This window comes from Mesorhizobium sp. M1423, assembly GCF_040317575.1.
Taxonomy (GTDB): domain Bacteria; phylum Pseudomonadota; class Alphaproteobacteria; order Rhizobiales; family Rhizobiaceae; genus Mesorhizobium.
The window spans coordinates 46,273-64,154 of sequence record NZ_JAMYKU010000033.1 but is presented as its reverse complement, the minus strand read 5'-3'; the positions used below and the strand labels follow the sequence as shown (position 1 = coordinate 64,154).

Sequence of the window (17,882 nt, the reverse complement as noted above, 5' to 3'; positions counted from 1 at the left end):
CGCTGGCGCAGGAGATGGCGGCGCGGATGCTGAAGCGCGGCATCTATGTCATCGGCTTCTCGTTCCCGGTGGTGCCGAAGGGCCAGGCGCGCATCCGCACGCAGATGTCGGCCGCCCATTCCAGCGCAGACATCGATCGCGCGGTTGAGGCGTTCGCCGCAGTCGGTCGGGAACTCGGCGTGATTTCCTGAACGGCCGGAACCGAAAAGCGATTCCGGATCAAGAGGTTCAAGCGACTAAGGTTCTGGGGAACAAAAGAATGTCGAACATGATGAAGGCGCTGGTCAAGGCCAAGGCCGAGCCGGGCATCTGGATGGAAGAAGTGCCGGTGCCGGAGATCGGCCCCAACGACGTGCTGATCAAGATCAGGAAGACGGCGATCTGCGGCACCGACGTCCACATCTATAATTGGGACCAGTGGGCGCAAAAGACCGTGCCGGTTCCGATGGTGACCGGCCACGAATTTGTCGGAACCGTCGCCGATTTCGGCACGGCGGTGACCGAGTACAAACTCGGCCAGCGCGTTTCCGGCGAAGGCCATATCGTTTGCGGCCATTGCCGCAACTGCCGGGCGGGCAGGGGGCATTTGTGCCGCAACACGCTCGGCGTCGGCGTCAACCGGCCGGGCGCCTTTGGCGAATACCTGGCGATCCCGCAGCACAATGTGGTGCCGATCCCCGACGACGTGCCCGACGAGATCGCGGCGATCTTCGATCCCTTAGGCAATGCTGTTCACACCGCATTGTCCTTTGATCTCGTCGGCGAGGACGTGCTGGTCACCGGCGCCGGGCCTATCGGCATCATGGGTGCACTGGTGGCGCAGTGCGTCGGCGCGCGAAAAGTGGTCATCACCGATATCAACCCGGTGCGCCTGGCACTGGCGAAAAAGCTTGGCGTTCAGCATGTCGTCGACGCATCGAAGGAAAAGCTGCGCGACGTGATGCCGGCGCTTGGCATGACCGAGGGCTTTGACGTCGGCCTCGAAATGTCGGGCGCAGCCCCTGCCTTCCGCGACATGATCGACACCATGAACAATGGCGGCAAGATCGCCATTCTCGGCATCGCGCCGACCGGCTTCGAAATCGACTGGAACAAGGTCATCTTCAAGATGCTGCATCTGAAGGGCATCTACGGCCGCGAGATGTTCGAGACCTGGTACAAGATGATTGCGCTGGTGCAGGGTCCTCTCGATGTCAGCGGCCTGATCACCCACCGCATCGGCATCGACGACTATGTTTCCGGCTTCGAAGCGATGAAGAGCGGCAATTCCGGCAAGGTGGTGATGGACTGGTAGGCGACCAGAAATGTTGGCGGGACAGCACCCCCCTCTGGCCTGCCGGCCATCTCCCCCTCAAGGGGGGAGATTGGCAGCTTCGCCGACATCGCTCTTCTTTGGAGATTGGCGAAAGCCGAAGCGACGTCCAATCTCCCCCCTTGAGGGGGAGATGTCCGGCAGGACAGAGGGGGTGTGAACGATCGCTGCGTAGCAGCTTTCACAGCTCCTTTCGTCGATCCGGCAACGCCATCTCCAGGGCCGCCACTCCGCTGACAACGGCCGCTCGCTGTTCCGTGCTCAGCCTCGCAAGCAATTCCAGCTCGAACGCTTTAGCCAGCGGCACCATCTCGCGATAGGCGACAAGGCCAGCTCGGGTCAGCGTCAGATGCTCGACCCGCCTGTCTTTTCCATCCGGTGTGCGAGTGAGCCAGCGGCGCCGTTCGAGCTCGGCGACGGCTCGCGAAACCTTGGTCTTGTGCATGGCCGACTGCTCGCCGAGTTCCGTCGCGGTCATGGTGCCGTGCTGGCCGAGCCCGGCCAGCGTGCGCCATTCGGGTCGGGTCAGGCCGTGACGGTCCTTGTATATCCTGGAGAATTCCCGGCTGACGGCATCGGCGAGACGGTAGAGCCGGTAGGGCAGGAAGCTTTCGAGTTCCAGGACGTCCATGATTTTGTATCCCGGCAGACGCCGTGGTTGATAGTTACATTTTCAATGGTTACAGATGAAACCAGTTTGGTCAATGCTTGAGTGCCGCAGCCATCGGAGGCGAGGAGCGCGCTCTGTCAGTATCCAGGGAGGATGCCATGGCCTATTCCTACATGCCGGGTTTCGGCAACGACTTCGAGACCGAGACTTTGCCGGGCTCGCTGCCGCAAGGACGCAACTCGCCGCAGCGGCCGGCCTACGGCCTCTACGCCGAGCAGCTTTCGGGCTCTCCTTTCACTGCGCCGCGCGGCACCAATGAGCGCTCCTGGCTTTATCGGATAAGGCCGAGCGTCAGGCATACCGGTCGCTTCAAAGCGGCGAATTATCCGCTGTGGAAAAGCGCGCCGAACGTCGGCGACCACCAGCTCGCTCTCGGCCAGTATCGCTGGAGCCCCGTGCCGATGCCGAAAGAGCCGACAGACTTCATCGCCGGCATGCGCTCGATCACCACCGCCGGCGACGTGCTCGGCCAGACCGGCATGGCGGCACATGTCTATGTCGCCAACCGTTCGATGGCCGACGACCATTTCTTCAACGCCGACGGCGAGTTGCTGGTCGTGCCCCAGGTTGGAGCCTTGCGCTTGATCACCGAGATGGGCGTCATCGAACTCACGCCAGGCGAGATCGCCGTGCTGCCGCGTGGCCTGGTGTTCAAGGTCGAACTGTTGGATGCCGAAGTGCGCGGCTATGTCTGCGAGAATTACGGCGCCAAGCTGACGCTGCCGGATCGCGGCCCGATCGGCGCCAATTGCCTGGCCAATCCGCGCGATTTCAAGACGCCCTGCGCCTGGTTCGAGGATAAGGACACGCCCTGTCGGCTGATCGTGAAATGGTGTGGCCAGTTCCATGTCACCGAGATCGATCATTCACCGCTCGATGTGGTGGCGTGGCACGGCAACTATTCACCCTACAAATATGATCTTGCGACGTTTTCCCCCGTCGGCGCGATCCTGTTCGATCATCCCGACCCATCGATCTTCACCGTGCTGACCGCGCCGAGCGGCGAGGAAGGCACTGCCAATATCGATTTCGTCATCTTTCCGCCGCGCTGGCTGGTTGCCGAAAATACGTTCCGCCCGCCGTGGTATCACCGCAACATCATGAGCGAGTTCATGGGCCTGATCCATGGTCAGTACGATGCCAAGGAAGAGGGCTTTGTGCCCGGCGGCATCAGCCTGCACAACATGATGCTGGCCCACGGACCCGATGCGCCTGGCTTCGAAAAGGCCTCGCGCGCGGAGCTGAAACCGGTCAAGCTCGCCAACACCATGGCCTTCATGTTCGAGACACGCTTCCCGCAGATGGTGACCCGCTATGGCGCCGTGCTCGAAACCCGGCAGGACAATTATATCGACTGCTGGGCCGATCTGAAGAAACGCTTCAACGGCACGCCCGAGGGCGACTGGTCTTGAGCGCCGTCGCATGATGGATCGTCTGGTGCTTCTTGGCTCGAAGGGTGGTCCGGCGCTCCGGCCGGGCGGACCGTGGCCGAGTTCATCGCTGCTGGAGATTGGCGGCCGCACCCTCGTCGTCGATTGCGGGCTGGGCGTGACGCGCGGGCTGACCGATGCCGGCGTCAGTCTGAAGGCGCTTGACCTGATCTTCATCACGCATTTGCATTCAGACCATGTGCTGGAACTCGGACCGTTGATCCACACCGCATGGACGGCCGGCCTGGGGACAAAGGTCACCGTATTCGGCCCGCCCGGCATCGGCTACTATTGGCAGCGCTTTTGCCAGGCGATGGAGTTCGACATCGAGATCCGCATCGCCGACGAAGGGCGGCCGGATCTCCGCGACCTGGTCTCGATTGTCGAGTTTGGTGAAGGCCAGGTGGCGGAAGAGCGCGGTCTCAAAATATCGGCCTTGCGTGTCGACCACCCGCCGGTGACGGACTGCTTTGCGCTGCGCTTCGAGCAAGCCGGGCAAAGCATCGTCTTCTCGTCCGATACGGCGTTCTTTCCGCCATTGTCGGATTTCGCCGAAGGCGCCGACGTCCTGGTCCACGAGGCCATGCTGGAAGAGGGCATCGAGAGGTTGGTCGCGAAGACCGGCAACGGTGCAAGACTGAGGGAACACCTGCTTGCCAGCCACAGCTTTGCCGAGGAAGCGGGCCGCATCGCCAGTGATGCAGGCGTCAAAAGGCTGGTCCTCAACCACCTCATTCCCGCCGACGATCCCGAGATCGGCGAGGCCGACTGGATCGCCGCCGTCAGGAAAACATGGGCCGGCGACTTGACGATCGCCCGCGACGGCCTTGTTGTGGGGCTGGAGCATGATCCCGAAAAGTGGGAACCGGTTTTCGGACGAGATCATGCGTAGAACAAAAATCAAAGCAGCACCAAAGCTGCGCCAGGAGAGGAAACCGCATGAAGCTTGCCACCTTGAAGGACGGGACGCGCGACGGAAAACTCGTCGTCGTCTCGCGCGACCTGACGCGGTTTACCGATGCGTCGTTCCTGGTGCGGACGCTGCAGGCCGCGCTCGATGACTGGCGTCGGATCGCGCCGCATCTCGCCGCCATGGCCGAATCGCTGGAGAACAATGCGGTGCCGTCGGCTCGCTTTCACGAGCACGACGCCCATTCGCCGCTGCCGCGCGCCTACCAATGGGCCGACGGCTCGGCCTATGTGAACCATGTCGAGCTGGTGCGGAAGGCGCGCGGCGCCGAGATGCCGGCAAGCTTCTGGACCGATCCGCTGATCTACCAGGGCGGCTCGGACGCCTTCCTCGCACCGCGCGACCCAATCCGCATGATCGACGAGACCCTTGGCATCGACCTGGAAGGCGAGGTCGCCGTCATTGTCGACGACGTGCCGATGGGCGCTGGCCTCGACGAGGCGCGGGCAGCGATCCGGCTGGTCATGCTGGTCAACGACGTGACGCTGCGCGGCCTGACCGGACCCGAGCTTGCCAAGGGGTTCGGCTTCTTCCAGTCGAAACCGTCATCAGCCTTTTCGCCGGTTGCGGTGACGCCGGACGAACTGGGCGATGCCTGGGACGGCGGCAAGGTCAGCCTGCCGCTGCTGGTCGATCTCAACGGCAAACCGTTCGGCCGGGCGAACGCCGGCATCGACATGACCTTCGACTTTCCGGCGCTGATTGCCCATGCCGCAAAAACGCGGCCGCTGGCCGCCGGCACCATCGTCGGTTCGGGCACCGTCTCCAACAAGCTCGATGGCGGGCCGGGCAAGCCTGTCTCGGCGGGCGGCGCCGGCTATTCCTGTATCGCCGAGTTGCGTATGATCGAGACCATCGAAGCCGGCGAACCGAAGACGCCGTTTCTGCGCTTTGGCGATACCGTGCGCATCGAGATGAAGGACAGGGGCGGGCATTCGATCTTCGGCGCCATCGAGCAGAAGGTCGAGAAATACGAGGGGGCAAGAGAATGACAGGCGAGACATTCTATCTCTTGTGCGGTGTCTGGGCCCTTGTCATGCTGGCGATCTTCATCCAGGCGATCCGGCTGAGCTATCGCATCGAGGCGCGCTCGCCCGGCCTGACCAACCGCAGCGGCTTTCCGCGCAAGGCGATGATGTTTCACACCGTCACCAACACGAACGTCGCGCGTGACCAGGAAACGCAAGGCATGCGGCGGCGCATGATCGGGCTGCTGCTGATTGTTCTCGCTGGATTCCTGCTAATGGGGGCAGGCTTGTCGTTGGTCCGGTCAGCTGCGTGAAGTCATGGACCTGCTGAACCATTTCCGCCGCATGGCGCGCAACAATCTCTGGTCGAACGACCGGCTTTATGGCGCCGTACTGCAGCTTAAGCCTGGTGAATTCGAAGCCGAGCGAACCAGCTTTTTCCCGTCGATCAAGGCAACGCTGAACCACATTCTGGCGGTCGATCACCTCTATCTCGATTTTCTCGAAGAGGGCGGCGTCGGCGCCGCGGCCTATGATGAGTTCTTGCGCTTCGACGAAGCGGACGCGCTCTTTGGCAAGCGGGCGGAGGCCGACCGGCGGCTGATCGCTTTTTGCGACCGCCTGTCGGCGGACGATCTCGAACGCCGCGTCGTCACTGATCGGCGCGAGGACGGCATGATACCGGAGCGGATCGGCGATTTGCTCGCCCATCTCTTCATCCACGACATCCATCATCGCGGCCAGGTGCACGCGATGCTGTCTGGCACCTCGGTGAAACCGCCACAACTCGACGAGTTCTTCCTCGATTACGATGTTAAGTTGAGGAAAGCCGAAGTCGAGCGGCTGGGACTGCGAGACCAACTGCTTGGCTAATTATGCCAAAGCCACATCGTAACTGGCGAAATGCGGGTCGGATGTAAGGATGGTGAGATTCTCCATTTGCGCCTGCGCAATCAGAAGTCTGTCGAACAGATCACCATGGTGGTGGGGTAGGCTGCCGACGGCGTTTGCGTGCTGGAAGGTTACGGCGAGCGGCTGAAATTGCATCCTTGGAAGCAGCGTTGGCAGGTCGTCCGGCGCATCGAGTTTTCTGATCGAGCGTTTGATGGCAATTTCCCAGACGCTAGCCGCGCTCGCGAACACCACCGCTTCCGAAGCCAGAATAGCGCGGTGGTGCTCGCTGAGACGCCGATCGTCCGAAATCGACCAGAGGATGATGTGTGTGTCGGCGAGAAACGGGCCGACCGTCATTTCACGTACTCATCCCACTCGGGACCGAGTTCATCAAAATCGTCCGCAATCCAGATCTTGCCCTTCAATGCGCCGATACGCGGCAGGGATTCGGCCACTGCCGGAGGTACGATACGCGCCGCCACCTTGCCGTGGCGTGTGAGCACGATCTCCTCGCCGGCTTCCGCACGGCTGACGAGTTCCGACAATTTGGCCTTGGCTTCGGCAATGGAAACATTCATGACTCGATCCTTTATGACCAGAATTTAGGTCATAACTGATCAAACCACAAGGCACCTCGGCCGAACTGGCTACGCTGCCTTGCCGTCCACCTTCAGCACGCCGCGCTTGATCTGGTCCTGCTCGATGGATTCGAACAGAGCGCGGAAATTGCCCTCGCCAAAACCTTCGTCGCCCTTCCTCTGGATGAACTCGAAGAAGATCGGCCCGATCACAGTCTTTGAAAAAATCTGCAGCAGGATCTTGGTCGTGCCGCCGTCGACGACGCCTTCGCCGTCGATCAGGATGCCGTGCCTTTTCATGCGCTCGATCGGCTCTTCATGGCCGTTCACGCGGGCATAAGACATGTCGTAATAGGTCTCGGGCGGGCCCGGCATGAACTTCAGGCCGTTGGCGGCCAGCCTGTCGGTGGCGCCGTAAATGTCGTCGGTGCCGACGGCGATGTGCTGGATGCCCTCGCCATTGTACTTCTTCAGATATTCGGCGATCTGGCTGGTCTCGTCCTTGGACTCGTTGAGCGGGATGCGGATCTTGCCGCAGGGCGAGGTGATGGCGCGGCTGACCAGGCCGGTGATCTTGCCGTCGATGTCGAAGAAATGGATCTGCTTGAAGCCGAACAGGTCGCGGTAGAAATCCCACCATTTGTCCATCTGGCCGCGATAGACATTGTGGGTCAGGTGGTCGAGATAATAGAAGCCGACGCCTTCCGGCCTGGGATCGCGCTCGCCCAGCCAGTCGAACTCGGCGTCGTAAGCCGAGCCCTTCTCGCCATAGGTTTCGATGAAATAGAGCAGCGATCCGCCGATACCGACGATTGCCGGCACGTCGAGCGACTTGCCGGCGCCTTCATAGGGCGTCGCGCCCTTGGCAACGGCATGATCGAACGCATGCTTGGCATCGACCACACGCCAAGCCATCGAGGCGGCGCAAGGGCCGTGCTTGTCGACGAATTTCATTGCATGCGAGCCGGGCTCGGCATTGACGACATAATTGATGTCGCCCTGCCGCCAGACGGTGATGTCCTTGCTGCGGTGCTTGGCCACCGGCACGTAGCCCATGCGGGTGAAAAGCTCGGCGAGCTTTTCCGGCTCGGCATGCGCGAATTCGACGAATTCGAAGCCGTCGGTGCCGGCGGGATTGGCTTTGCTGATCTTGGCGGGCGGTGCGTCGTGCGGGAAGGGACCCATGGCATTGCTCCGAAATCTGGCCCGAAATCTGGCATTGACCGCGTCGGCCATATCTGAGCGCAATCATAGCGCGGAGCGAGTGCAAATTGCTTGCATTCAAACGCTTGAAATGGTCTTATCATGCGCGAGTTGTGCACTGCGGAGCGGATATTCATGGATGACGCGCGCATCGACCAGTTTGACCGCAAGATAATGGCTCTGCTGCAGGGCGATGCACGGCTGACCAACAACGATTTGTCGGAACGGGTGAACCTGTCCGCGTCGCAATGCTCGCGCCGTCGCCAGCGGCTGGAGGAAGACGGTTATATCAAGGGCTACCGGGCGGTGCTCGACCGCGACAAGCTCGGCTTTTCCCTGGTCAACGTCATTTCGGTGACGCTCGCCACCCACAACCGCGACAATGCGCGGCGTTTCGGCGAATTGGTGGCGCGGCTGCCGCAAGTGCAGGAAGCGCACGCGCTGACCGGCGAGATGGATTATATATTGAAAGTGGTGACGCCGGACCTGAAGTCGCTGTCGGAATTCGTCAACAGCGTGCTTCTCCCGCACGAATCGGTGCAGCATGTGAAGACGGCGATCGTGCTGGAGACGTTGAAGGAGACCGGCGCGCTGCCGATCTGAGGGCGCGAACGTTCACCCCTTCGACTGCTGGATCAGCCCATAGAGATTGGTGCAGCGGGCGCCGGACCGGCAATAGGCGAACACCGGGCCTTCGAGTTCGTCGAGCGCCTCAGCCTGGTCCTCGACATTCTCGGCCGTGATCTGGCCGCTGATCACGGGGATGTAGCGGAAGGCGAGCCCGGCGCCCTCGACCGCCGCCTTGACGGTGTCGGCCGATGGCTGGCCGGGCTGCTCGTCGTCCGGCCGGTTGCAGATCACGCTCTTGAAGCCGGCGGCCTTGATGGTCGCGACATCCTCGGGCTGGATCTGGCCCGAGACCGAATAGTCCTCGCTGATCTGACGGTATTCCATGGCTGGGGTCCTCGCAATCTGGTTAGCGGCAGTCTTGCCACTCCCTGACCCGGTCGGCAATCCGCGCGAAAAGAAATCCATCCGCGCAGATAGAGATTTCGATGCCGGAAATCCAGCCGGGCTAACGCCGCATGTCGCCAGGACGCATCATGCGCCAGCCCGGCTGGATGAACCGGATCGGTCGGCTCAGCTGCCGAGGATCGCGCCTTTGATCTGGGCGATGTTGTTGTGCATCAGGTCGATATAGGTCGAGGCCGGGCCGTCGGGCTGTGAGAGCGCATCGGAATAGAGCGTGCCGCCCACCTTGATGCCGGTCTCGCTGGCGATCTGCTCGATCAGCCGCGGATTGGTGATGTTCTCGACGAAGATCGCCGCCGCCTTGTCCTGTTTCACCTGGCTGACCAGCTTGGCGACGTCGGCGGCGGAGGGCTCCGACTCGGTCGACACGCCTTCCGGGGCCAGGAACGTCAAGCCGTAGGCCTGCTCGAAATAGCCGAAGGCATCATGCGAGGTGATGACGACGCGCTTCTCTTGCGGGATCGACTGGATCGCTGCCTGTACCTCGCCCTCGAGCGCATCGAGCTTTTGCGTATAGGCGGCTGCATTGGCCTTGTAGCTGTCGCAACCCGCAGCGTCGGCCGTGCAGAAGGCGTCGGCGATGTTCTTCACATAGATCTTGGCATTGGCGATCGACTGGAAGGCGTGCGGATCGGTTGCCGTCTCACCATCGGCGTGGGCGTCGGCCTCGGCGAATTCGGGCTTGAAATTGATCGGCGTGACGCCCTTGGTCAGCACGGCGACGGTCGCCTTGGTTGCGCTGGCGTCGACCAGGCGCTGCAGAAAACCTTCGAAATGCAGGCCGTTGACCAGCACGATGTCGGCCTTGGCCATCGCCACCGCATCGGCTGGGCTCGGCTCGTAGACATGCGCATCCCCGTTCGGCCCGACGATGGTGGTCAGATCGATCCGGTCGCCGCCGACATTCTTGGCGAAGTCTCCGATGATGGTGAAACTGGCGACCACTTTCAACGGCTCCGCGAAAGCCGAAGATGCGCCAAAGGCGGTTAATGTTATAACGCTCACGGCCAAAGCGGCGCGGATCGATTTCAGCATGGACAAGTCTCCTTCGTTGGGATCAGGCAGTTCTGTGGCGGTGATGGATGATGCGGGCGCGCAGGATGCCGCGCGTCCCGAACAGGATCGAGGCGAAATAGACGACGCCGGCGGACAGGATGATGGCCGGGCCGGAGGGCAGCGACGCATGATAGGACAACAGCAGCCCGGCAATGCAAGAGGCAAAGCCGATCACTGTCGCCAGCACGCACATCGGCTCGACGCGCGAGGTCCAGAAGCGGGCCGCCGCTGCCGGCAGCATCATCAGCCCGACCGACAGCAAGGTGCCGAGCGCCTGGAAGCCGCCGACGAGGTTGAGCACGACGAGGCCGAGAAAGATGAAATGCACCGGGCTGCCCATCCGGCTGACCGAGCGCAGGAACAAGGGGTCGAGGCATTCGGCGACCAGCGCTCGCCAGAAGATGGCGAGGCTGACCAGCGTCACCACGACGATGCCGCCGATCAGCGTCAGCGCCTCGTTGTTCAGCGCCAGCACGGTGCCGAAAAGCACATGCATGAGATCGACGCTGGAGCCGCGGATCGACACCATAAGCACGCCGATCGCCAGCGAAATCAGATAGAAGGCCGCCATCGAGGCGTCCTCGCGCTGGATGGTGAAGCGCGAGACGGCGCCGGCGCCGAGCGCCACGATGATGCCGGCGATCAGTCCGCCGATGGTCATCGGCAGGATCTCCAGGCCATAAAACAGGAAGCCGGCGGCAGCACCCGGCAGGATGGCATGGGCCATGGCGTCGCCGGACAGGCTCATGCGCCGCAGCATCAGGAACACGCCGACCGGGCAGGCGCCGAGCGACAGCATCATCGAACCGGCGAGCGCCCGCTGCATGAAGGCGTAGTCGGCAAACGGGGCGACGAAAAGACCGTAAAGCACGTCCATCATGCCGCCCTCGGCCCGGAGCCGTGATGATGGTCATGGCTATGCTCGTGGCTGCTGTGATCGTGCACACTGTGATCATGCTCGCCAGGCTCGCACCATGGCGCGTTGTCCTCCCAGGCTTCGTGGAAGCGGCGCGCGCGCAACAAATTCTCCGGCCGCAGCGTCTCTCTGGTCTCGCCCCAGGCGACCGGCTGGCGCGCCAGGAGCAGTGTTTCGGGGAAATTCTGCCGCACTAGGTCGAGATCGTGGACGACCACCATGATCGTACGCTCCTCGCCATGCCAGCGCTTGATCAGTGCGATCAGGTCGCCGACGGTCTTCGTGTCGACGGCATTGAACGGCTCATCGAGCAGGATGAGCTCGGCATCCTGCAACAGCACGCGGGCAAACAGCGTGCGCTGCAGCTGGCCGCCCGACAACGTGTCGATCGGCCGCTTCTCGAAACCGCCGAGGCCGACGGCCATCAGCGCCTTGCTGACCGAGTCGCGATCTTCCCTGGTATAGCGGCCGAGCATGCCACGCCGCGGCCACAGGCCAAGCGAAACCAGGTCGACGACCCGGGCCGGAAAGGAGCGGTCGAGCTCGGACTGCTGCGGCAGGTAGGCGGCGCGCACGCCGGGCGCCCGGATCACCGCGCCGGCCATCGGCTTCAGGACGCCAACGATGCCCTTCATCAGCGTCGACTTGCCGGAGCCGTTGGCGCCGACGACCGCCGTCAAGGACCCCTTGCGGATCGTACCATTGAGGTGGTGGATCGCAGGATGGCTGTTATAGCCCAGCGTCAGGTCGCGGAAGGTCAGGCAGGTTTGGCTCATGTGACGATCCATGGGGCGACGATCGGTGCTGCAGGGGCGGATTCGATATGTGATGTTATTACATTAGTCAACAAGCCAATCGGGCGGAATTGCGGCCGGACCGTCTTGTTGTGTGCTTTGGCTTGGCTCAAGAGGTTCCGCTCGAGCGGCCTTGCCCCCGGCGAACCCGGCCCCTAAACAGGCGCAGCTGACAAGAGGAGAAGGAATATCCAATGAGCATTCGTCGCATCGATGTAGGCCCGCGCATGAGCCAGATCGTCATCCACGGCAACACCGTCTATCTGGCCGGTCAGGTCGGCAAGCCGGGTGGAAACGTCGGCGCCCAGACAAGAGACATTCTGGCGGCGATCGACGAATTGCTGGCGAAGGCCGGCACCGACAAGACCAAGATCCTGCAGGCGATCATCTGGCTGGCCGACATGGGCACCTTTGCCGAGATGAACGCCGAGTGGGACAAATGGGTACCGCAGGGCAACACGCCGGCCCGCGCCACCGGCGAGGCCAAGCTTGCCGGACCGGAATATCTGGTCGAGATCATTGTTACCGCGGCGATTTGAGGCGCTCCGTAGGTTCCCCCTCATCCGGCCGCTTCGCGGCCACCTTCTCCCCGAGGGGAGAAGAGACTGGCGCTGGCGCCAGCGATCTCCTCTCCCCTCGGGGAGAGGTCGGATTGCCCCGAATTGCTCTTCGCAATTCGGTCGGCAATCCGGGTGAGGGGGTCTGACCCTCAGTTGAAATGCTCACCCCTGCGACGGCGTGAACCGCGCCACCAGCGTGTGGCTCTCGGCCGCGTAGGTGAACCGGACATGGGTGACGGGGTGCTCGGCGCTCCATGTTCGCCGCTCGATCACCAGGCACGGCGCGCCGGTCGCGATGTCGAGAGCCGCCGCGATATGCTTGTCGGCTGCAACCGCGCGGATGCGATGCTCGGCCGCACTCCATGGCACACGGCCGATCAGCCACGGACCGGGCGCCGTGTCGAAAAACGCCTCTTCGGCGGCCTCCGGCACGGCAGCCAGGTTGATCAGCCGCTGCTCGTGGGCGAACGGCCGGTTGCCGGCGAAATGCCGGCATTCCAGCGCCAGCACCGGCCCGGCGACGTCGAGTTCCAGCAGGGCGCGATCGTCGGCACTGCTGCGCCTTCTGCTTCCCGCCACGCGCTCGTAGCGGTAGGGCAGGCCAAGTGCCTCGACCTCGATTCGGATGTCGTGGATTTCGAGAACGGCCGCCTGCGATTGCGGCCGGCGGACAAAACTGCCGGAGCGACGCCGGCGCTCGATCAGCCCGGCCTTGGCCAATTGCGACAGCGCCTTGTTCACCGTCATGCGCGAACATCTGTATTCTTCCGTCAGTTCATGCTCGAACGGAATGCGGTGGCCGGGCGCCCAGGCGCCGGACAGGATCCGTTCGCTGATGTCCGACAGGATGCGCTGGTGTAGCGAAAGGGCCTCGCCGCCGTCCGCGCTTCCAGAATCCGCGCTTATCGCCTCGATCATGCTCATGCCGAAAGCGCCGTCATCACCTGGCGGAAGCGCTCGGCAATGGCATCGCGTCTTGCATGCCTGCCGTCGCTGACCAGTTTCCTGCCATGCACCCAGACGCAATCGATCTTGGTGCCGTTGGCAAAAATCCAGGCGTCGAGGATCGCATCACCTGCCTTGCCCGCCAACGATGGATGCTTGCCGTCGAGCGAGACGAGATCGGCCGAGGCACCGGCAGTGATCCGCGAGGCGCCGGCGCCCAACGCGGAACTGCCACCCTCGAGCGCCGCATCGAACAACGCGCGACCGGTCGATCCGCCGGCCACCGCCAGCACGTTGCGGGCGCGGTGGGCGAGGCGCTGCGAATATTCGAGTTGGCGCAACTCGTCGGGCAGGCCGATCAGCACGTTGGAATCCGAGCCGATGCCGAAGCGCCCGCCATGCTGCATGAACAGCGGAGCGGCAAAGGTGCCGTCGCCGAGATTGGCCTCGGTGATCGGGCAGAGGCCGGCAACGGCGCCGCTTTTCGCCATATCGGTCGTCTCGGTGTCGGTCATGTGGGTGGCGTGGATGAGGCACCAGCGCTGGTCGACCTTGGCATTGGCAAGCAGCCATTCGACCGGCCGCGCCCCGGACCAGGCAAGGCAGTCCTCGACCTCCTTCATCTGCTCGGCGATGTGGATGTGGATCGGCCCCTCCGGCGCCATCGCCGTGATGTTTTCCAGTTCCTCGGGTGTCACGGCACGCAGGCTGTGTGGGGCCACGCCGACGACAGCCTGAGTCAACGCGCGAAGGGATTCGCGGCTTTTCTCAACAAGCCGCGAGAACTGGTTCACATCGTTGATGAATCGCCGCTGGCCTTCATTTGGCGCAGCGCCGTTGAAAGAGGAATGCGCGTAGAAGACGGGCAGCAAAGTCAGCCCGATGCCTGTCTCGGACGCTGCGGCAACGATGCGCTCAGCCATCTCGGCGATATTGGCATAGGGCCGCCCGTCGCGGTCGTGGTGTAAATAGTGAAACTCGCCGACGCGCGAGAACCCGGCCTCCAGCATCTCGACATAGAGTTGCGCCGCGACCGCCTCGACCTGGTCCGGCGTCATCGACAGCGCGAAACGATACATCACCTCGCGCCAGTTCCAGAAACTGTCGGCGGAAGGGCCGCGCAATTCGGCAAGGCCGGCCATGCCGCGCTGGAAGGCATGGCTGTGCAGGTTCGGCATGCCGGACAAAAGGATAGAATGGCGCTCGTCGCCAGGCAGAGGCGAGGTATTCGCCTCGGCCGTTGCGATCTTGCCGTCGGAGATTACGATCCGCACATCGCTGCGCCAGCCGTCGGGCAGAAGTGCCTGTTCCGCAAAAATCGCCGTCACGTCTTTCTCCAAATCCCGGTTGGCCATGTGATGATAGCGCTTGCAGTGCCTTTTGATATGTATATACATAATAACTCCCGATTGAAATGGAAAAGATGATGGCTGGAGAGAGCAAAAGCCGGGCAGGGGAGGTTCGCCTCTGGCGCAATGCGCGCCTCGCGACCATGGCCGAAAGCAGCGCCGGGTTAGGCGTCGTCGAGCACGGTGCAATCGCCGTGCGCAACGGCCGGATCCTCTATGCCGGGCCGGAAGCCGACATGCCGGCAGCACTCCGCGAGGGCGCCGAGGCGACCGACTGCGAAGGCCGCTGGATCACGCCTGGCCTGATCGACTGCCACACCCATCTGGTCCATGTCGGCAACCGTGCCAATGAATTCGAGATGCGGCTGGCCGGCGCCACCTATGAGGAGGTCGCCAAGGCCGGCGGCGGCATCGTTTCCTCGGTCAAGGCACTGCGCGCTGCGAGCGAGGACGAGCTGGTCGCCCAGTCGCTGCCACGCCTCGACGCGCTGATCGCCGAAGGCGTCGCCACCGTCGAGATCAAATCCGGCTACGGTCTCGACCTCGAAAACGAGAAGAAGTCGCTGCGCGCCGCGCGACGGCTGGGCGGTGAGCGGCCGGTGACGGTCAGAACCACTTTCCTCGGCGCTCATGCGCTGCCGCCCGAAGCAAAAGGTGACAAGGACGCCTTTATCGATCTTGTCGCCAACGAGATTTTGCCGGCCGTCGCGGCCGAGGGCCTGGCCGATGCCGTCGACGGCTTTTGCGAAGGCATCGCCTTTTGGCCGGAGCAGATTTCTCGCGTGTTCGATGCGGCCAAGGCGGCGGGCCTGCCGGTCAAGCTTCATGCGGACCAGCTGTCCAATCTGCACGGCGCGGAACTTGCGGCGCGCTATGGTGCGCTATCGGCCGACCACCTCGAATACGCCGACGAGGCAGGTGCGGTGGCAATGGCGAAGGCAGGAACCGTGGCGACCATCTTGCCCGGCGCCTACTACTTTATCCGCGAGACCAAGAAGCCGCCGATCGCCCTGTTTCGCCAGCATGGCGTCAGGATGGCCGTTGCCACCGATAACAATCCGGGCACCTCGCCGCTGACCTCGCTGCTGCTGACCATGAACATGGCGGCGACATTGTTCGGCCTGACCGTCGATGAATGCCTTGCCGGCGTTACGCGCGAGGCTGCCCGCGCGCTCGGGCTGCTTGGACAGACCGGCACGCTGGAAGCCGGAAAATCCGCCGATCTGGCGATCTGGGACGTCGAGCGCCCGGCCGAACTCGTCTACCGCATGGGCTTCAATCCGCTGCATGCCCGCATCTGGAGGGGACAATGACCGAACTCAAGCTAAGGCCAGGCAATGCCACGCTGGCCGATTGGCGCGCCATCTATCGCGGCGCCGCACTGAGGCTCGACGATGCCTGCCGGTCGAAGATCAAGGCCAGCGCCGAGGCCGTCGCCAGGATCGTTGCCAAGGGCGAGCCGGTCTATGGCATCAACACCGGCTTCGGCAAGCTGGCCAGCGTGCGCATCCCCGCCGCCGACCTCGAGACGCTGCAGCGAAACATCGTGCTGTCACATGCCGCCGGCGTCGGCGAGCCGATGCCGGTGGCAATTTGCCGGCTGATGATGGCGCTGAAGCTGGCCAGCCTGGCCCAGGGCGCCTCCGGCGTGCGGCCGCAGACGATCGAGCTGCTCGAGGCGATGCTGGCCAACGACGTTATTCCCGTGGTGCCGGCGCAAGGCTCGGTTGGAGCTTCCGGCGACCTCGCGCCGCTGTCGCACATGACCGCGGTGATGATCGGCGTCGGCGAATGTTTTACCCCGCATGGTCGCTTTCCCGCCAAGGTCGCCTTCGTTTCGCACGGCCTGGAGCCGGTGACATTGGGCGCCAAGGAAGGCCTGGCGCTGCTCAACGGCACCCAGTTTTCGACCGCCTATACGCTGGCAGCTTTGTTCGAGGCGGAAGTGCTCTACCAGTCGGCACTGGTCGCCGGCGCGCTGTCGACCGATGCCGCCAAGGGCTCCGACGCGCCCTTCGATCCACGCATCCATCTGCTCAGGAAACATCGCGGCCAGATCGAGACGGCCGAGGCGTTGCGTAATTTGATGGCCGGCAGCGCCATCCGTGAATCGCACCGCGTCGGCGACGAGCGCGTGCAGGACCCATACTGCCTGCGCTGCCAGCCGCAGGTGATGGGCGCAGCACTCAGCGTGCTGCGTCAGGCCGCCGATACGCTCGGCACCGAGGCCAATGGCGTCACCGACAATCCGCTGATCTTTGCCGAGGACGACACAGCGCTTTCTGGCGGAAATTTCCACGCCGAGCCGGTGGCCTTCGCCGCCGACATGATCGCGCTCGCCGTCTGCGAGATCGGCTCGCTGTCGGAACGGCGCATCGCCATGCTGGTCGACCCGGCGCTGTCGGGCATGCCGGCCTTTCTGACGCCCAAGCCGGGTCTGAATTCCGGTTTCATGATCCCGCAAGTGACAGCCGCGGCGCTCGTCTCGGAAAACAAACAAAAAGCGTATCCGGCCAGCGTCGATTCGATCCCGACCTCGGCCAACCAGGAAGACCACGTCTCGATGGCGGCACATGGCGCGCGCCGGCTCATCGGCATGGTCGAGAATGCGACGGCCGTCATCGGCATCGAATTGCTGGCCGCGGCGCAAGGCTGCGATTTCCATGCCCCGCTGGCCTCGAGCGCGGCGCTGGAGGCGGTGCGCCGGCTGGTCAGGGCAGAGGTGCCGCATCTCGACAACGACCGGCACTTCCATCCCGACATGGAGAAGGCCATCGCCTTGGTACGCAGCGGCGCGGCGGTGGAAGCGGCAAGCGCGGTAAAGCTGCCGGGAGTGACGTCGTGAGACTGTACGCCGCCACAGCTCGGACGTTGGCGAAACCCTCGACGCCAGCTGATCTCCCCCCAAGTGGGGGAGATGCCCGGCAGGGCAGAGGAGGGCGCTGTCCCGCCAACCTCAGCCCGGCAACACCGAAACTTTCAAAGCCAGAAACAAAAAACCCGCCTCAAGGGCGGGTCGCCGGTGACAATCATCACCATACCCATATTAGTAGCATAGCTGCCGGCACAAAGCAAGAACAAAATACGTTGCGAGCGATAAAAACCGAGGTCGGTGTTGACGGACAATTGCAAGGTCGCGTTCTGCCGCGCCCCCCTCTGTCCTGCCGGGCATCTCCCCCACGAGTGGGGAGATTGGCCGTTACAC

The 17,882-nt window shown here is 63.2% G+C and carries 21 protein-coding genes; 11 read left to right on the top strand and 10 right to left on the bottom strand.

What is annotated here, in order from left to right:
- Positions 1–191, top strand: a 191-nt coding sequence (locus tag NKG95_RS29525) for an aminotransferase class I/II-fold pyridoxal phosphate-dependent enzyme (protein ID WP_353043261.1), incomplete at its 5' end; no start/stop codon positions are given.
- Positions 192–259: 68 nt separating this feature from the next.
- Positions 260–1,294 carry an L-threonine 3-dehydrogenase gene (gene tdh, locus NKG95_RS29520; protein ID WP_353043260.1) on the top strand — a complete coding sequence of 345 codons (1,035 nt, stop codon included), beginning with the start codon at positions 260–262 and terminating at the stop codon, positions 1,292–1,294.
- Between the two features lie 199 nt (positions 1,295–1,493).
- On the opposite strand, the gene NKG95_RS29515 is transcribed toward tdh, so the two are convergent.
- A complete protein-coding gene (locus tag NKG95_RS29515) occupies positions 1,494–1,943 on the bottom strand; it encodes a MarR family winged helix-turn-helix transcriptional regulator (RefSeq protein ID WP_023717189.1) in 450 nt (149 codons plus the stop codon).
- Positions 1,944–2,080: 137 nt separating this feature from the next.
- Here NKG95_RS29515 and hmgA point away from each other — a divergent pair, with 137 nt between their 5' ends.
- From hmgA to NKG95_RS29490, 5 genes are read left to right on the top strand one after another with little or no spacing between them, the layout of a single operon-like run.
- A complete protein-coding gene (gene hmgA / locus NKG95_RS29510) occupies positions 2,081–3,394 on the top strand; it encodes a homogentisate 1,2-dioxygenase (RefSeq protein WP_353020890.1) in 1,314 nt (437 codons plus the stop codon).
- Positions 3,395–3,404: 10 nt separating this feature from the next.
- The gene (locus NKG95_RS29505; protein WP_352909529.1) at positions 3,405–4,304 is read left to right on the top strand and encodes an MBL fold metallo-hydrolase; all 900 of its coding nucleotides are present in this window, start codon (positions 3,405–3,407) and stop codon (positions 4,302–4,304) included.
- Positions 4,305–4,351: 47 nt separating this feature from the next.
- Positions 4,352–5,374: a fumarylacetoacetate hydrolase family protein gene (locus NKG95_RS29500; protein ID WP_352640015.1), complete on the top strand. Its 1,023-nt coding sequence runs from the start codon at positions 4,352–4,354 to the stop codon at positions 5,372–5,374.
- Complete coding sequence (locus NKG95_RS29495; RefSeq protein ID WP_023717192.1) at positions 5,371–5,664, top strand: hypothetical protein; 294 nt, start codon at positions 5,371–5,373, stop codon at positions 5,662–5,664. Before NKG95_RS29500 ends, NKG95_RS29495 begins: the two co-directional genes overlap by 4 nt.
- A 4-nt stretch (positions 5,665–5,668) precedes the next feature.
- Positions 5,669–6,223 carry a DinB family protein gene (locus tag NKG95_RS29490; protein ID WP_023717193.1) on the top strand — a complete coding sequence of 185 codons (555 nt, stop codon included), beginning with the start codon at positions 5,669–5,671 and terminating at the stop codon, positions 6,221–6,223.
- On the opposite strand, the gene NKG95_RS29485 is transcribed toward NKG95_RS29490, so the two are convergent.
- The 3 genes from NKG95_RS29485 to hppD form a co-directional block, all read right to left on the bottom strand.
- Positions 6,224–6,601: a type II toxin-antitoxin system VapC family toxin gene (locus tag NKG95_RS29485; protein WP_353043259.1), complete on the bottom strand. Its 378-nt coding sequence runs from the start codon at positions 6,599–6,601 to the stop codon at positions 6,224–6,226.
- Positions 6,598–6,822, bottom strand: coding sequence for a type II toxin-antitoxin system Phd/YefM family antitoxin (locus tag NKG95_RS29480; protein ID WP_023717195.1), 225 nt, complete (start codon positions 6,820–6,822; stop codon positions 6,598–6,600). The genes NKG95_RS29485 and NKG95_RS29480 overlap by 4 nt, the downstream gene beginning before the upstream one ends.
- 69 nt (positions 6,823–6,891) lie before the next feature.
- Positions 6,892–8,007: a 4-hydroxyphenylpyruvate dioxygenase gene (gene hppD, locus NKG95_RS29475; protein ID WP_353043258.1), complete on the bottom strand. Its 1,116-nt coding sequence runs from the start codon at positions 8,005–8,007 to the stop codon at positions 6,892–6,894.
- A gap of 153 nt (positions 8,008–8,160) precedes the next feature.
- Between hppD and NKG95_RS29470 the strand changes: the two genes are divergently transcribed.
- On the top strand, positions 8,161–8,628 hold the full coding sequence (locus NKG95_RS29470; protein ID WP_352816030.1) for an Lrp/AsnC family transcriptional regulator: 468 nt from the start codon (positions 8,161–8,163) through the stop codon (positions 8,626–8,628).
- 12 nt (positions 8,629–8,640) lie between these two features.
- On the opposite strand, the gene NKG95_RS29465 is transcribed toward NKG95_RS29470, so the two are convergent.
- The 4 genes from NKG95_RS29465 to aztA all read right to left on the bottom strand — a co-directional run bounded on the left by NKG95_RS29465 (position 8,641) and on the right by aztA (position 11,805).
- Positions 8,641–8,979, bottom strand: a complete 339-nt coding sequence (locus tag NKG95_RS29465) for a protein tyrosine phosphatase family protein (protein ID WP_023674411.1) — start codon at positions 8,977–8,979, stop codon at positions 8,641–8,643.
- A 186-nt stretch (positions 8,980–9,165) separates the two neighbouring features.
- The gene (gene aztC / locus NKG95_RS29460; protein WP_023717198.1) at positions 9,166–10,092 is read right to left on the bottom strand and encodes a zinc ABC transporter substrate-binding protein AztC; all 927 of its coding nucleotides are present in this window, start codon (positions 10,090–10,092) and stop codon (positions 9,166–9,168) included.
- Positions 10,093–10,114: 22 nt separating this feature from the next.
- Positions 10,115–10,990: a zinc ABC transporter permease AztB gene (gene aztB / locus NKG95_RS29455; protein WP_352481316.1), complete on the bottom strand. Its 876-nt coding sequence runs from the start codon at positions 10,988–10,990 to the stop codon at positions 10,115–10,117.
- Complete coding sequence (aztA, locus tag NKG95_RS29450) at positions 10,990–11,805, bottom strand: zinc ABC transporter ATP-binding protein AztA (RefSeq protein WP_352481273.1); 816 nt, start codon at positions 11,803–11,805, stop codon at positions 10,990–10,992. Before aztA ends, aztB begins: the two co-directional genes overlap by 1 nt.
- A gap of 212 nt (positions 11,806–12,017) precedes the next feature.
- Here aztA and NKG95_RS29445 point away from each other — a divergent pair, with 212 nt between their 5' ends.
- Positions 12,018–12,362: a RidA family protein gene (locus NKG95_RS29445; RefSeq protein ID WP_023717201.1), complete on the top strand. Its 345-nt coding sequence runs from the start codon at positions 12,018–12,020 to the stop codon at positions 12,360–12,362.
- Between the two features lie 183 nt (positions 12,363–12,545).
- Here NKG95_RS29445 and hutC read toward each other — a convergent pair whose 3' ends face one another.
- Both hutC and NKG95_RS29435 read right to left on the bottom strand, forming a co-directional pair.
- Positions 12,546–13,307, bottom strand: coding sequence for a histidine utilization transcriptional repressor HutC (hutC, locus tag NKG95_RS29440; protein WP_352895294.1), 762 nt, complete (start codon positions 13,305–13,307; stop codon positions 12,546–12,548).
- Positions 13,304–14,656 (bottom strand): formimidoylglutamate deiminase, encoded by a 1,353-nt coding sequence (locus NKG95_RS29435; RefSeq protein WP_353043262.1) that lies wholly within the window; start codon positions 14,654–14,656, stop codon positions 13,304–13,306. Before NKG95_RS29435 ends, hutC begins: the two co-directional genes overlap by 4 nt.
- A 98-nt stretch (positions 14,657–14,754) precedes the next feature.
- On the opposite strand from NKG95_RS29435, the gene hutI reads away from it, so the two are divergent.
- A complete protein-coding gene (gene hutI / locus NKG95_RS29430; RefSeq protein ID WP_353043257.1) occupies positions 14,755–15,990 on the top strand; it encodes an imidazolonepropionase in 1,236 nt (411 codons plus the stop codon).
- Positions 15,987–17,522, top strand: a complete 1,536-nt coding sequence (gene hutH / locus NKG95_RS29425; RefSeq protein ID WP_353043256.1) for a histidine ammonia-lyase — start codon at positions 15,987–15,989, stop codon at positions 17,520–17,522. The genes hutI and hutH overlap by 4 nt, the downstream gene beginning before the upstream one ends.
- Positions 17,523–17,882: the final 360 nt, after the last annotated feature.